This window comes from Methylobacterium phyllosphaerae, from assembly GCF_001936175.1.
Taxonomy (GTDB): Bacteria; Pseudomonadota; Alphaproteobacteria; order Rhizobiales; family Beijerinckiaceae; genus Methylobacterium; species Methylobacterium fujisawaense.
Genome location: NZ_CP015367.1, coordinates 5,152,377 through 5,165,534, shown reverse-complemented (window position 1 = coordinate 5,165,534; position 13,158 = coordinate 5,152,377). Strand labels below are relative to the sequence as shown.

General features: G+C 69.5%; 11 protein-coding genes. 6 read left to right on the top strand and 5 right to left on the bottom strand.

What is annotated here, in order from left to right; all coding sequences use genetic code 11:
• Positions 1 to 127: 127 nt before the first annotated feature.
• A complete protein-coding gene (locus tag MCBMB27_RS23640; RefSeq protein WP_043381739.1) occupies positions 128 to 1,741 on the bottom strand; it encodes a peptide chain release factor 3 in 1,614 nt (537 codons plus the stop codon).
• Positions 1,742 to 1,926: 185 nt separating this feature from the next.
• Between MCBMB27_RS23640 and MCBMB27_RS23635 the strand changes: the two genes are divergently transcribed.
• On the top strand, positions 1,927 to 3,456 hold the full coding sequence (locus MCBMB27_RS23635; RefSeq protein WP_075381412.1) for a DUF1800 domain-containing protein: 1,530 nt from the start codon (positions 1,927 to 1,929) through the stop codon (positions 3,454 to 3,456).
• Positions 3,453 to 4,640: a DUF1501 domain-containing protein gene (locus MCBMB27_RS23630; RefSeq protein WP_075381411.1), complete on the top strand. Its 1,188-nt coding sequence runs from the start codon at positions 3,453 to 3,455 to the stop codon at positions 4,638 to 4,640. The genes MCBMB27_RS23635 and MCBMB27_RS23630 overlap by 4 nt, the downstream gene beginning before the upstream one ends.
• A 259-nt stretch (positions 4,641 to 4,899) precedes the next feature.
• Here the strand turns inward: MCBMB27_RS23630 and MCBMB27_RS23625 are convergent, their stop codons facing one another.
• The gene (locus MCBMB27_RS23625) at positions 4,900 to 5,946 is read right to left on the bottom strand and encodes a threonine aldolase family protein (protein WP_075381410.1); all 1,047 of its coding nucleotides are present in this window, start codon (positions 5,944 to 5,946) and stop codon (positions 4,900 to 4,902) included.
• Positions 5,947 to 6,168: 222 nt separating this feature from the next.
• Here MCBMB27_RS23625 and rpsU point away from each other — a divergent pair, with 222 nt between their 5' ends.
• On the top strand, positions 6,169 to 6,504 hold the full coding sequence (rpsU, locus tag MCBMB27_RS23620) for a 30S ribosomal protein S21 (protein WP_043381746.1): 336 nt from the start codon (positions 6,169 to 6,171) through the stop codon (positions 6,502 to 6,504).
• Between the two features lie 246 nt (positions 6,505 to 6,750).
• Here the strand turns inward: rpsU and MCBMB27_RS23615 are convergent, their stop codons facing one another.
• A complete protein-coding gene (locus MCBMB27_RS23615) occupies positions 6,751 to 7,143 on the bottom strand; it encodes a response regulator (protein WP_075381409.1) in 393 nt (130 codons plus the stop codon).
• A 321-nt stretch (positions 7,144 to 7,464) separates the two neighbouring features.
• Here MCBMB27_RS23615 and MCBMB27_RS23610 point away from each other — a divergent pair, with 321 nt between their 5' ends.
• Positions 7,465 to 8,250: a class II glutamine amidotransferase gene (locus MCBMB27_RS23610; RefSeq protein ID WP_043353480.1), complete on the top strand. Its 786-nt coding sequence runs from the start codon at positions 7,465 to 7,467 to the stop codon at positions 8,248 to 8,250.
• A gap of 101 nt (positions 8,251 to 8,351) precedes the next feature.
• Complete coding sequence (locus tag MCBMB27_RS23605; RefSeq protein WP_075381408.1) at positions 8,352 to 9,785, top strand: NAD-dependent succinate-semialdehyde dehydrogenase; 1,434 nt, start codon at positions 8,352 to 8,354, stop codon at positions 9,783 to 9,785.
• Between the two features lie 44 nt (positions 9,786 to 9,829).
• On the opposite strand, the gene MCBMB27_RS23600 is transcribed toward MCBMB27_RS23605, so the two are convergent.
• Entirely contained in the window at positions 9,830 to 10,036 is a 207-nt protein-coding gene (locus MCBMB27_RS23600) for a SlyX family protein (RefSeq protein WP_043353476.1), read from the bottom strand.
• 380 nt (positions 10,037 to 10,416) lie between these two features.
• Between MCBMB27_RS23600 and MCBMB27_RS23595 the strand changes: the two genes are divergently transcribed.
• A complete protein-coding gene (locus MCBMB27_RS23595; protein ID WP_075381407.1) occupies positions 10,417 to 11,892 on the top strand; it encodes a methyl-accepting chemotaxis protein in 1,476 nt (491 codons plus the stop codon).
• 16 nt (positions 11,893 to 11,908) lie between these two features.
• Here MCBMB27_RS23595 and MCBMB27_RS23590 read toward each other — a convergent pair whose 3' ends face one another.
• Positions 11,909 to 13,063 (bottom strand): GGDEF domain-containing protein, encoded by a 1,155-nt coding sequence (locus MCBMB27_RS23590; RefSeq protein ID WP_075381406.1) that lies wholly within the window; start codon positions 13,061 to 13,063, stop codon positions 11,909 to 11,911.
• Positions 13,064 to 13,158 lie beyond the last annotated feature (95 nt).

The window sequence follows — 13,158 nt, the reverse complement described above, 5'->3', positions numbered from 1 at the left end:
CCCTGGCGTCGCGGGGGCGGCACAGCGGTCCGGGCAGCGCCGCCGCGATGAGCGTGGCGCCGCCGGATTGTCACGCCGCGCGCGACGACGCGCGGCGCCCGCCGTCGGAGCGGGGCTCCGGACCGGCTCACACCGCCCGCTTCTGATAGTCCTTCACATCGGTGAAGCGCACCGCCGGGTAGCGCTCCTCTTCGTAGCGGAGCGAGAACGCCGTGGTCGCCATGAAGACCGGGGCCCCGTCGAGGTCCTTGGCCATGGCCGAGCCGTGCGAATCGACGAACTTGTCGAGTTCCGCCTCCGAGTCGGACGACACCCAGCGGCAGACCGAGAACCGCGAGGTCTCGTAATCCACCGGCAGGCCGTACTCGGCCTGGAGCCGTTCCTTGAGCACGTCGAGCTGGAGCGCCCCGACCACGCCGACGATCGCCTGGCTGCCGTCCTGCGGCACGAAGACCTGAACGACGCCTTCCTCGCCCATCTGCTGCAGCGCCTCGCGGAGCTTCTTGGCCTTCATGGCGTCGGTGAGCTTGATCCGGCGCAGGATCTCGGGGGCGAAGCTCGGCACGCCGCGGAACACGAGGTCCTCGCCCTCGGTGAGCGTGTCGCCGATCCGCAGCGTGCCGTGGTTCGGGATGCCGACCACGTCGCCGGCATAGGCCTCGTCGGCGATGGCTCGGTCCTGGGCGAAGAAGAATTGCGGCGCCGAGAGCGAGATCGGCTTGCCGGTGCGCACCAGCCGGGCCTTCATGCCCCGGTTGAGCTTGCCCGAGCAGACCCGCATGAAGGCGATCCGGTCCCGGTGGTTCGGGTCCATGTTCGCCTGGATCTTGAACACGAAGCCGGTCATGCGCGGCTCCGTGGGCTCGACGAGGCGCTTGTCGGCATCCTGGCCGCGGGGCGGCGGGGCCACCTTGGCGAGACCGTCGATGAGGTCGCGCACGCCGAAATTGCGCAGCGCCGAGCCGAAGAACACCGGCGTCAGGTGTCCCTCGCGGAACGCGTCGAGGTCGAAGGGCTTCAGGCCGCCCTCGGCCAGCTCCACCTCCTCGCGCCACGCGTCCGCCGCTCCGTCCTCAGTGAGCAGCTCGTCGAACAGCGGGTCGTCCGGGCCGGACACCGCCACCATCCCGGCATCCTCGGCGGCGTCGAGCCGGCGCACGCGGTTGCCGCCGAGTTCGTAAGTTCCCGAGAAGTTGCGGCCGGTGCCGATCGGCCACGTCACCGGGGCGACGTCCAGCGCCAGCGTCTTCTCGATCTCGTCGAGCAGCTCGAACGGGTCCCGGGCCTCGCGGTCGAGCTTGTTGATGAAGGTGACGATCGGGATGTCGCGGAGGCGGCAGACCTCGAACAGCTTGCGGGTGCGCGCCTCGATCCCCTTCGCCGCATCGATCACCATGACGGCCGAATCGACCGCCGTGAGCGTCCGGTAGGTGTCCTCCGAGAAGTCCTCGTGGCCGGGCGTATCGAGGAGGTTGAAGACGCAATCGCCGTACTCGAAGGTCATCACCGAGGTGACCACCGAGATGCCGCGCTCCTTCTCGATCCCCATCCAGTCGGACCGGGTCGAGACCCGGTTGCGCTTGGCCTTCACCTCGCCGGCGAGCTGGATCGCGCCCCCGAACAGGAGCAGCTTCTCGGTGAGCGTGGTCTTGCCCGCGTCCGGGTGGGAGATGATCGCGAAGGTGCGCCGCCGCGACACCGGATCGGCCGGCCTCGCCTCGGTCTTGGTCTGCATCAGCATGGAGCGAACGCTCTGGATCGGCGGAACGTGGTGGTGCGCGGCGCGGCATTCGCGCGGTCTCGGGATCGTGTAGCGGCAAGCCCCGATATTGGCAAAGACGCCGGCATGATGGGGCTGCCTTTCAGGCACGGTACAGGGACACGACACCACGCTGCCCCGACCGATCCACGCACCGCGAGGCTGCGATGTCGCGCGCCGCAACACGCTGTTGTCTGGTTGCTGGTCTGTTGGTGGCCTGGGCGGGCCCGGGGCCCCGTGCGGCCGACGCGTTGCCGCAGGCCGCCGCGGCCGATGCCGCCTTCCTGGATGCCCTGACCTGGGGCGCCACCCCGTCTGCCTTCGCGCAGCTCACCGCGGAGGGGCGGGCACGGTGGCTGCAGGCCCAGCTCCATCCGCCGGCCGAATCGCGCCTGCCGCCCGCCGCCCAGGCGCAGGTCGACGCGCTGACCCCGCCGGGCAGCCTGTTCGAACGGGCCCAGGCGCTGGATGCGCAGGCCAAGGCGTTCAAGGACATCCAGGACCCCGACGCCAAGAAGGCCGCCCAGCAGGCCTTCCAGGCCGCGCTGAACATGGCCGCGCGGAACGCCGCCTCCGTCTGGGTCCTGCGGGCGCTCTACAGCCCCGATCAGCTGCGCGAGCGGCTGACGTGGTTCTGGTTTAACCGGTTCAACGTGCATCAGGGCAAGTCCACCCTGCGCGCCGCGGTGGGCGACTACCTCGACACCGCGATCCGTCCGCACGTGCTCGGGCGCTTCCGCGACCTGCTGATGGCGAGCCTGCGCCACCCGGCGATGCTGCGCTACCTCGACAACGACGCCAACGCGGCCGGCCGGCCGAACGAGAACTACGCCCGCGAGATCATGGAGCTGCACACGATGGGTGTCGGCTCCGGCTACACGCAGGGCGATGTCGAGGCGCTGGCCCGGATCCTGAGTGGTGTCGGCATCGACATGAAGGCCGAGACCCCGAAGCTGCGCCCCGAGCATGCCGCCGATTTCCGCCGGGACGGCCTGTTCGCGTTCAACCCGAACCGGCACGATTACGGCGACAAGGTCTTCCTCGGGACCCGCATCCAGGGCCGCGGCTGGCCGGAGATCGAGGAGGCGGTGGATCTGATCGCCCGCCATCCCGCCACCGCCACCAACGTCTCCCGGGCGCTCGCCACCTACTTCCTGGGTCAGCCGCCCGACGACGCCCTGGTGGCGCGGCTCGCCGCCGTCTTCACTCGCAGCGACGGCGACATCGCCGCGGTGATGGAGGCGCTGGTGCGCGAGCCGGCCTTCACGGCCGAGCGCGGCGGCGCCTTCAAGGACCCGGTGCGCTACGTCTTCTCCGCCCTGCGCATGGCCTACGACACAAGGGTGATCCGCAACGCCGGCCCGGTGCTCGGCTGGCTGAACCGCCTCGGCGAGGGCCTGTTCAACCGGTCGACGCCGGACGGCTACCCCCTCGATGCCGCCGCCTGGAGCGGCCCCGGGCAGCTCGCGACGCGGTTCGAGATCGCCCGGCAGATCGGGTCGGGCTCGGCCGGCCTGTTCAAGCCGACGCTGCCCGATCAGGCCGAGGAGCCGGCCTTCCCGGTGCTCGCCAACGGACTCTACTTCTCGACGCTGTCCGGCACCCTGTCGGCGGCGACGCGGGCGGCGCTCGCCCAGGCGGTGTCGCCGCAGGACTGGAACACCCTCTACCTCGCCTCGCCGGAGTTCATGCGATGAACCGTCGCGACCTGATCCGCGCCGCCGCGGCTTTCGGCCTGTCCACGGTGGCCGGCCGCGTCTGGGCGGCCCCCAAGACCGATGCGCGCCTCCTCGTGGTGTTCCTGCGCGGCGCCTACGATGCCGCCAACGTGGTGATCCCCACCGGCAGCGATTTCTACTACCGGTCGCGGCCGAACCTCGCGATCGCCAAGCCGGACGCCGCCGACCCGAAGGCCGCCCTGGCGCTCGACGCCGACTGGAGCCTGCACCCGGCGTTGCGCGAGACGCTCCTGCCGCTCTACGCCAAGGGTCAGGCCGCCTTCGTGCCCTTCGCCGGCACCGACGACCTGACCCGGAGCCATTTCGAGACCCAGGACACGATCGAGATGGGCCAGACGGTCGGGTCCGGCCGCGACTACAATTCCGGCTTCATGGCCCGGCTGGCCGCGGAGCTGACCCGGGTCCGGCCGATCGCTTTCACGGATCAGATGCCGCTGATCTTCCGGGGCGGCGAGACGGTGCCCAACATCGCCATCAACGGCGTCGGCAAGCCCGGCATCGACGACCGGCAGGCGCGCCTCATCGCCGCCATGTACAGCGACACCAAGCTGGCCGCCGCCGTGACCGAGGGGTTCCGGGTGCGCGACGCGGTCTACCAGACGATTTCCGACCATGCCGGTCAGGCCGACCGCGGAGCGGTCTCGCCCAAGGGCTTCGAGCTGTCGGCGCGGCGGATCGGCCGCCTGATGCGCGAGAACTTCAATCTCGGCTTCGTGGATGTCGGCGGCTGGGACACGCACGTGAACCAGGGTGCCGGCACCGGCTACCTCGCCGACCGGCTCGGCGAGCTGGGGCGGGGCCTGTCCGGCTTCGTCGAGGAGATCGGGCCCGGTTGGTCCGACACGGTGGTGGTCGTGCTGTCGGAGTTCGGGCGCACCTTCCGGGAGAACGGCAGCCGCGGCACCGACCATGGCCATGGCAGCGTCTACTGGATCCTGGGCGGCGGCGTCCGGGGTGGGCGAATCGCCGGACCGCAGGTGCGGGCCGACGAGGCGCACCTGTTCCAGAACCGGGACTATCCGGTGCTCACCGATTATCGGGGGCTGCTCGGCGGGCTGTTCCAGCGCCTCTACGGGCTCGATCAGGCGAGTCTGCGCCGGATCTTCCCGAGCGCGGAGCCGGCGGATCTCGCGCTGCTGTAGGGGGCAAGCAGAAGACTGAGGCGTCGCACCCGGCCCACTTGAGACTGGGTATTCGGGGCCGCCGTCATCGCGAGCGCAGCGAAGCGACCCAGGGCTGCACGACATCGGCAGGCGTCGCGCGAGACGGGGTTGCTTCGCTGCGCTCGCGAGGACGACCGTGCGCGGGCCGCGCCAGCGTCTTGATGCTCCTCAGGAAAACCCGACACCAGCGTGCGAAACACCGTCGGTGGGGCGGCTCCGCACTCCCATGTCCACCCCGTCAGGCCGCCGCGGCGGCCAGCGTGCGCAGGTCCCGGACCAGCTCGTCCACCCGCTCGGGGCGGGCATCCCAGGCGAACATGAAGCGCGCCCCGCCGCCGATGAAGGTGTAGAACCGCCAGCCCCGGGCGCGCAGGCCCTCCATGGTGGCGGCCGGCATCGTCAGGAAGACGGCGTTCGCCTCCACGGGAAACAGCGCCCGCACCCCCGGCAGCCCGGCGACGGAGTCGGCGAAGTGCCGGGCGCAGGCATTGCCGTGGGCCGCATTCCTCAGCCACGCGCCGCTCTCCAGCATGCCGACCCAGGGGGCGGCGAGGAAGCGCATCTTCGACGCGAGCTGGCCGGCCTGCTTGCACCGGTAGCCGAAATCCTCGGCGAGCTTGCGGTCGAAGAACACCACCGCCTCGCCGGCATGCATGCCGTTCTTGGTCCCGCCGAAGCACAGGACATCGACACCCGACCGCCACGTCATGTCGGCCGGGCTGCAGCCCAGACTCGCGCAGGCATTGGCGAAGCGAGACCCATCCATGTGCAGGGCGAGCCCCAGCTCGCGGCAGGTCGCCGACAGCGCCCGCAGCTCGGCGAGGCTGTAGACCTGTCCCGTCTCGGTGGGCTGCGTGATCGTCACCACCCGTGGCCGCGGAAAGTGGATGTCGCTGCGGTTCTGGGCGAGCCCGCGGATCGCCTCCGGCGTGAGCTTGCCGCCCTCGGTTCGGACGGTGAGCAGTTTGGAGCCGTTGGAGAAGAATTCCGGCGCGCCGCACTCGTCGGTCTCCACATGGGCCGAATCGGCGCAGATCACGCTGTGGTAGGATTGGCACAGCGCGGCCAGGGCCAAGGCGTTGGCGGCGGTGCCGTTGAAGGCGAAGAACACCTCGCATTCGGTCTCGAACAGGTCCCGGAACGCGTCCGCCGCCCTGGCCGTCCAGGCATCCTCGCCATAGGCCGGGGCGTGGCCGCGATTGGCCGCCTCCATGGCTCCCCAGGCTTCCGGGCAGATGCCGGAATAGTTGTCGCTGGCGAATTGCTGCGAGTCGTCGTGTCTCATCCGCGCAACCTAGCACGACGCAGACGCAGATGGATCGCGCGGGCAGGTTGGAACTGGTGCGCGCTTGGTGTAATAGCCCCGTCAAGGCGTGAGCTCCACGCCGATTCGGAAACCGACGTTCCCGTCCCCCTCGGGTTCATCCCGGGCGAGGGACGTTGCCGGTTTCCAGATCGGCGGCGGGCCGCGTGAACCCAGAACTTCAGGTCCAGAGGATCAAGTCCGTTGCAGGTACTCGTTCGCGACAACAACGTCGATCAAGCGCTCCGCGTCCTCAAGAAGAAGATGCAGCGCGAGGGCATCTTCCGCGAGATGAAGCAGCGCAAGGCTTATGAGAAGCCGTCCGTGCGCAAGGCCCGCGAGAAGGCGGAGGCCGTGCGCCGCGCCCGCAAGCAGGCTCGCAAGACCGCTATCCGCGAGGGCCTGATCGCCGCGCCGAAGCCGAAGCCCCGTTTCCCCGCCGGCAGCCGTCGTCCCGGCTTCCCGTCGCCGTCCGCTGCGCCGGCTCAGGGCGGCAACGCCTCGGGTCAGACCCCGGTCAGCCCGGCTCCCGCCGCCTGAGCGACGTCACATCGGTTGTGAAAGAGCCCGGCCCGCGCGAGCGGCCGGGCTCTTTCTTTGCGGCGCGCAGCGGCCGGGCGAGACAGCGGGCCAGCGAAAACGTCGGACGGGCACGTTCCGGCGATGCCGCCGTCCTTGCGTGCGCCACGAGAACCGGGGCTGCGCCACGTCAGGAGACGTCACGCAGCCCCGGGTCGCGTCGCTGAACGCGCGAAGACGTGAAGGGATCGCGTCGGCGCGCCGGGCTCAGGCAGCCTTGGCGGCCATGGTCGCGTGCTCGGCCTGGACCAGCACGTCGAGGGCCCGCCACGGCTTCTGCATGTAGACCGCCTGGTCGGGGAGCCGCGCATCCCGGCCCGCGCCGGAGGTCACGACCACGCGCACGTCCGGCCAGCGCCGCTTGACGGCTTGGGCCAGGGTCACCCCGTCCATCGCACCGGGCAACCGCACGTCGGCGAAGAGCAACGCCACCGTCACGTCGGGGCGCTCCAGCACGGACAGGGCCGCCTCCGCGCTTTCGCAGGCAATGACTCCGAGGTCGGTTTCTTCAAGCACCGCGGTGGCGAGATCGCGCACGGCCGCATCGTCCTCCACGACGAGAGCCACGGGGGCGGATCCGTCGGGCACTGCGCAATCCATAAAAGTCTCCTGCTGTTGGTGCCTTGCCCCGCTTCGGGCGACCGCCTCCTGGGCGGCGTTCTGATTCCCCGATTTGGCCATGCTGACCCTTCATGAGACGGCTCACAAGAGTCGCGTCGCCGCGCCGGCGAATGCCTGCCCTGCGATCAAGCGGCACCGATTTCATGCGGAACGCACGAAAATGGCGCAGTTTCCGACCGGTTAAGAAACTGTTCACCGGAGTGGACCGACTGTTAACGTCCTGCGGCGGAACGTCTCCACCCTCCGAGGGGCGTTGCGCGGGATCGTACGTGGACCTGAGCTGAAGGATCATCGTCCGTCATGTGCCGTTTCCTCGCCTATAGCGGTGAGCCGGTTTTCCTCTCCGACCTCGTCTGCGCGCCGACCCACTCGCTGGTGCATCAGTCCCTGCACGCCGACGAGGGGAAGACCGAAACCAACGGCGACGGCTTCGGCATCGGCTGGTACGCCGAGCGGCCCGAGCCGGGGGTCTATCGCGACATTTCCCCGGCCTGGTCGGACGAAAATCTGGTGAACCTGTGTGGGCAGGTGCGGGCGCGCACCTTCTTCGCGCATGTGCGTGCGTCGACCGGGACCGCCACGGCCCGGGCGAACTGCCACCCGTTCGTCTACGGCCGGCACCTGTTCATGCATAACGGTCAGATCGGCGGCTACCACCGGATCAAGCGGCGGCTCGAAGCGCTGATCCCGGATACCTATTACGACCACCGTCGGGGCAGCACGGATTCGGAGGCGATTTTCCTGCTGGCACTCGCCAACGGCCTCGAGGAGGATCCCGTCGGCGCGATGGCGCGGACGCTCAAGACCGTGCGCGAGCTGATGGAAGCCGCCAGCGTCAGCGAGCCGCTGCGCTTCACCGCGCTGCTTACGGATGGCGAGACGCTCACCGCCTACCGCTGGGCCTGCGATGGCCGGCCGCCGAGCCTGTATTTCCGCGAGGGGCCGGGGGGCATCGTGGTGGTGTCGGAGCCGATCGATGGCTGTCGCGAGGGATGGCAGGTGGTCCCGAAAGGCGCGACCCTCCGCGCCCGCCACGGGACCGCGACCCTTGTCCAGGCACCGGAGCCCGCCCGCGCCGCCGCCTGAATACAGACGGTTCCAGCTATGCCGCCGCGGGGATTGCCCAGGCGCGCCACATCGGCACAGTCCGCCTGCGGCCGATGGTGCGGCCGAGCGGGAATCGACCGATGTATCCGGATACCGAGCTTCACATCGCCGGGCGCTGGCGCGCGGGTGCCGAACGGGAGACCCTGGGAGTCCTGAACCCGGCTTCGGGTGAGACGATCGGCCGATGCGCCGTCGCCACCACGGCGGATCTCGACGAGGCCCTGGCGGCCGCGTCCCGCGCTTTCCCGGCCTGGCGCAGCGTCGCGCCCTTCGAGCGCGCCAAGGTGATGCGGAAAGCCGCCGACCTCCTGCGCGCGCGGGTCGACGAGATCGCCCGGACCATGACCCTGGAGCAGGGCAAGCCGCTGGCCGAGTCGCGGGTCGAGACCCTGGCGGCGGCCGACATCATCGATTGGTTCGCCGAGGAGGGTAAGCGCGCCTACGGCCGCGTCATCCCGGCCCGCGCCGACGGCGTGCTGCAGGTGGCGGTGCGCGAGCCGGTCGGACCGGTGGCCTGCTTCACCCCCTGGAACTTCCCGATCAACCAGGCGGTGCGCAAGATCTCGGCGGCGCTCTGCACCGGCTGCACGGTGATCCTGAAGGGTCCCGAGGACACGCCAGCGAGCTGCGCCGCCCTGGTCCGCGCCTTCCTGGATGCCGGCATCCCGGGGGACGCGCTCTCGCTGGTCTACGGCGACCCCGAGACGATCTCGGCCTACCTGATCCCGCATCCGGTGATCCGGAAGATTTCGTTCACCGGCTCGACCGTGGTCGGCAAGAAGCTCGCGGCACTCGCGGGCGAACACATGAAGCGCGCTACGATGGAACTCGGCGGCCACGCCCCCGCGATCGTGTTCGGCGACGCCGACGTGGAGAAGGCGGTCGCCGTCCTGGCCCCCTCGAAGTTCCGCAACGCCGGCCAGGTGTGCGTCTCGCCGACCCGCTTCCTCGTGCACGATTCGGTCTTCGACCGCTTCGTCGAGGGCTTCACCAATTTCGCCAAGGCCGTGAAGGTCGGCGACGGGCTCGATCCCGAGACCAAGATGGGACCGCTGGTCCACGGGCGGCGCCTCGACGCCGTCACGGCGCTGGCGGCGGACGCCGAGTCGAGCGGCGCGACGCTGCGCGCCGGCGGCAAGCGCATCGGCAACCAGGGTAACTTCTTCGAGCCGACGGTGTTTACCGAGGTGCCGCTGACCGCCCGGATCATGAACGAGGAGCCCTTCGGGCCCCTGGCGATGATCAACCGGTTCTCCGACGACGGCGAGGCGCTCGCCGAGGCCAACCGTCTGCCCTACGGGCTCGCGGCCTACGCCTATACCCGCTCCGCCGAGCGGGCGGCGCGGGTGTCGAACGCGGTCGAGAGCGGCATGATCTCGATCAACCACCACGGCCTCGCCTTGCCGGAGACGCCGTTCGGCGGCGTCAAGGATTCGGGCTACGGCAGCGAGGGCGGCCCGGAGGCGCTCGACGCCTACCTGGTCACCAAGTTCGTCACGCAGGCGAACTTCTGACGCGCGGGCCGGCGCGTCGCACCCCGGCGCGCCGGCTCCCTCCGTCAGTAATGGGGCGGCGGCGGCTCCAGCCCCCGCGGCGCCGCCCGGGCGGCCGCCTCCTCGACCTGCTCCCGCAGCATGTCCAGCTGCCGCACCAACCGGTCGATGACGCGCCATTGCTCGGTCACGGTGCGGTTCAGGTCCTCGATCGTCGCGTCCTGCTCGGTCAAACGGATCTCCAGGCGATCGATCCGGGTGTCCTCGTCCATGTCCGACCTCCAGTCAGTGCCGTGCCGACAGTCGCCTCGACCGACTTGGATCGGCCCGTCGACGTTCGCCCCGTCCTAGCGCAGACCGCGAGCCGCGCCATCCGGCTGAGTACCTCAGCGCACGATGGCCCGAAATCCGATCGAATGAGCCATTTGCGGCATTTCTCGATCCGAATACACATGAATAACGACCGAAACAAATAAAATTACCAAATGATCCGCCATCTTTAAGGCGCCGACAAGCCGATTGACCAATGTGAAACAGATTTGCAATACTCTAAGCTGGGCTTTAACACAGACGAAACGGCGCGCCTGCGATCAAATGAATCGCTGTGAGATCAATATAATTCATAAATAAAAACAGACAGGGACGTTTTCAAATGGCGATATTTGGTTTTCGCGACAACGCCCTGCTCGCGGCCATCGATCGGACGATGGCCCGCGTGGAATTCGATCTCGACGGCATGGTCACCGATGCCAACGCGATCTTCCTCGCGCTCGTCGATTACACCCTCGAAGAGGTTCGGGGCCGGCATCACAGCCTGTTCGTGCCGGAATCCGAGCGGTCGGGTTCGGACTATGCCGCCTTCTGGGACGGGCTGCGCGCCGGCCGGCACGAGACCCGCGCCTTCCCCCGCCTGACCAAGTCCGGCCGGATTGTCTGGATCCAGGGGTCTTACAATCCGATCCTCGATCGACGCGGCAAGCCGATCAAGGTGGTCAAGCTCGCCACCGACATCACCGCGGAGCGCGCCCGCAACGCGCTCTACGCCGGCCAGATCGCGGCCCTCGACCGCTCGCAGGCGACGATCAGCTTTGCCCTCGACGGCACGATCGTGGACGCCAACGCGAACTTCCTCGCCACCCTGGGCTACACCCTCGAGGAAATCCGCGGGCGGCATCACCGGATGTTCCTGCCGCCGGCCGAGGCGGCGAGCGCGGATTATGCCGCGTTCTGGACCGCCCTCGGCAACGGCGAGTATCAGGCCGGCGAGTTCCGGCGGATCGGAAAGGGCGGCCGCACGGTCTGGATCTTCGGTGCCTACAACCCGATCCTCGACACCGACGGCAAGCCCTGCGCGGTAGTCAAGTTCGCCACCGACGTGACCCGGCAGGTCGAGGATCGGCAGCGCCGGGCCGAGAGCCAGCGCGCCATCGATGCCGATATCGCGGCGATCCGCGAGTCCATGAGCCGGGTCGTCCGGCAGGCCGACGACACAGCGGAGGTGTCGAGCCAGACCACCCAGAATGTCGAAGCGGTCGCGGCCGGTTCGGAGGAATTCGCCGCTTCCATCGAGGAATTGAGCCGTCACGCGCTGCAGGCGAAATCGTCCGTCGACCTGGTCGTCTCCCGCGCCGAGGAGGCGGCCGCGATCGTCGTGGGCCTCACCGGCGCCGCCGACCGGATCGGAGCGGCGGTGAGCCTGATCCGTTCCATCGCCGACCAGACGAATCTGCTGGCGCTGAATGCCACCATCGAGGCGGCCCGGGCCGGGGCGGCCGGCAGGGGCTTCGCCGTGGTGGCCGCCGAGGTGAAGGCCCTCGCCGGGCAGACCGCAAAGGCGACCGGAGAGATCGGCACCCAGATCGCCGCCGTGCAGGCCGAGACCGCGCGGGCGGTCGCGGCGATCGACGGGATCGGTGGGACGATCGAACAGCTGAGTGCGCTCTCGCTGAGCGTGTCGTCAGCCGTGACCGAACAGGCGACGGTGACCCGCGACATGACCGAGAACATGCAGGCCGCCGCGCAGAGCGTCGCGGCCGTTCACGCCGCCATGGCGGAGATCGCGGCCTCGGCGGCCGTCGTCAACACGTCGGTGCGGAAGGTCTCCGAGGCGGCCCGCGCCCTGGCGTGAGCGACCCGGCCGCGCGTCAGGCGGCGCGGACCGCGACCGATTCCGCCACGGCGACCCGGTCGCGCCCCCCCTCCTTGGCGGCGTAGAGCGCCGCATCGGCCCGCTGCATCAGCGCATCGAACGCGACCCCGGGCCGGGCCTGCGCGATCCCGATGCTGACGCTGACGCTGAGGCCCGGCAATTCGGGGACGTGAAGCTGCGCGAAGGTCCGGCGCAGTTCCTCGGCCCGACCGAGGGCCTCGGCGGGCGAGACGTCCGGCAGCAGGCAGGCGAATTCCTCGCCGCCCAGGCGGCCCAGCAGCGCCTCCCTGGGCAAGAGCGACGTCGCCATGGCGCAGAAGCCCATCAGGACCGCATCGCCGACCCCATGACCGTAACGGTCGTTCACCGCCTTGAACCGGTCGAGGTCGAACAGCAGCAGGGCGACGTCGGGATACTCGGCCATCGCCCGCTCGGCGGCCCTGGTGAAGGACCGGCGGTTACGCACCCCGGTGAGGGCGTCCGTGGACGCGGCGATACGCTGCTCGCGCTCGGCCCGCTCCTTGACCAGCGCCATGAAGGTGAAGGCCGAGGCGATGGAGAACATCAGAGTGACGAAGCACAGGATCGCCACCCAGGGAGAGGCGAGCGGGCTCAGGCCCGGCTGCGGCGGCGCCATGACGGTCGCGGGGATCCGCAGGACGTAGAAGGCGCTGTGCAGGCCGAGAATGGTCGCAGCCGCGATCCGGGAGGCGAGCTGCTCGGCGCGACCGCGCCAGATCTCCGCGGTCGCAGCGCCGCAATAGAGGGCCGCCACGGCCGAGGCGTAGAGGATGCGGGCCTCGATCGCGGCATAGAAGGCCGGGATCAGACACAGGACGCACCATCCGAGGGCACCCGCCATCGCGACGCCCGTCCGTGGCTCGCGATGCTCGAAGGTACGGACTCCGCTCCAGATGAGGCCGTAGGCAGCCAGCACCACCGCGTTGGCCAAGCCCACCGAGATCAGGTCGGGGATCTGATTGCGCAACGCGAGGCCGGCCGACCCGGCCGCCCCGACGAGGTGCGCCATGCCCCAGAGGGCGAGCGTCCGGGATCCGGGAGCCTGCCGCCATGAGGCCATGAACAACACGCCGACCAGAAAGGTCGTCGCCGCGCTGACGACCAGCAGAGTCGCGGGATCGAGTTGCACGGACGACTGTCGATCCTCGGCTCGAACGATGGCGCCGTCCCATCCCGGCATTGCTGGGGGAACGGCTCGGCATCTCAATCTATACTAATATCGCA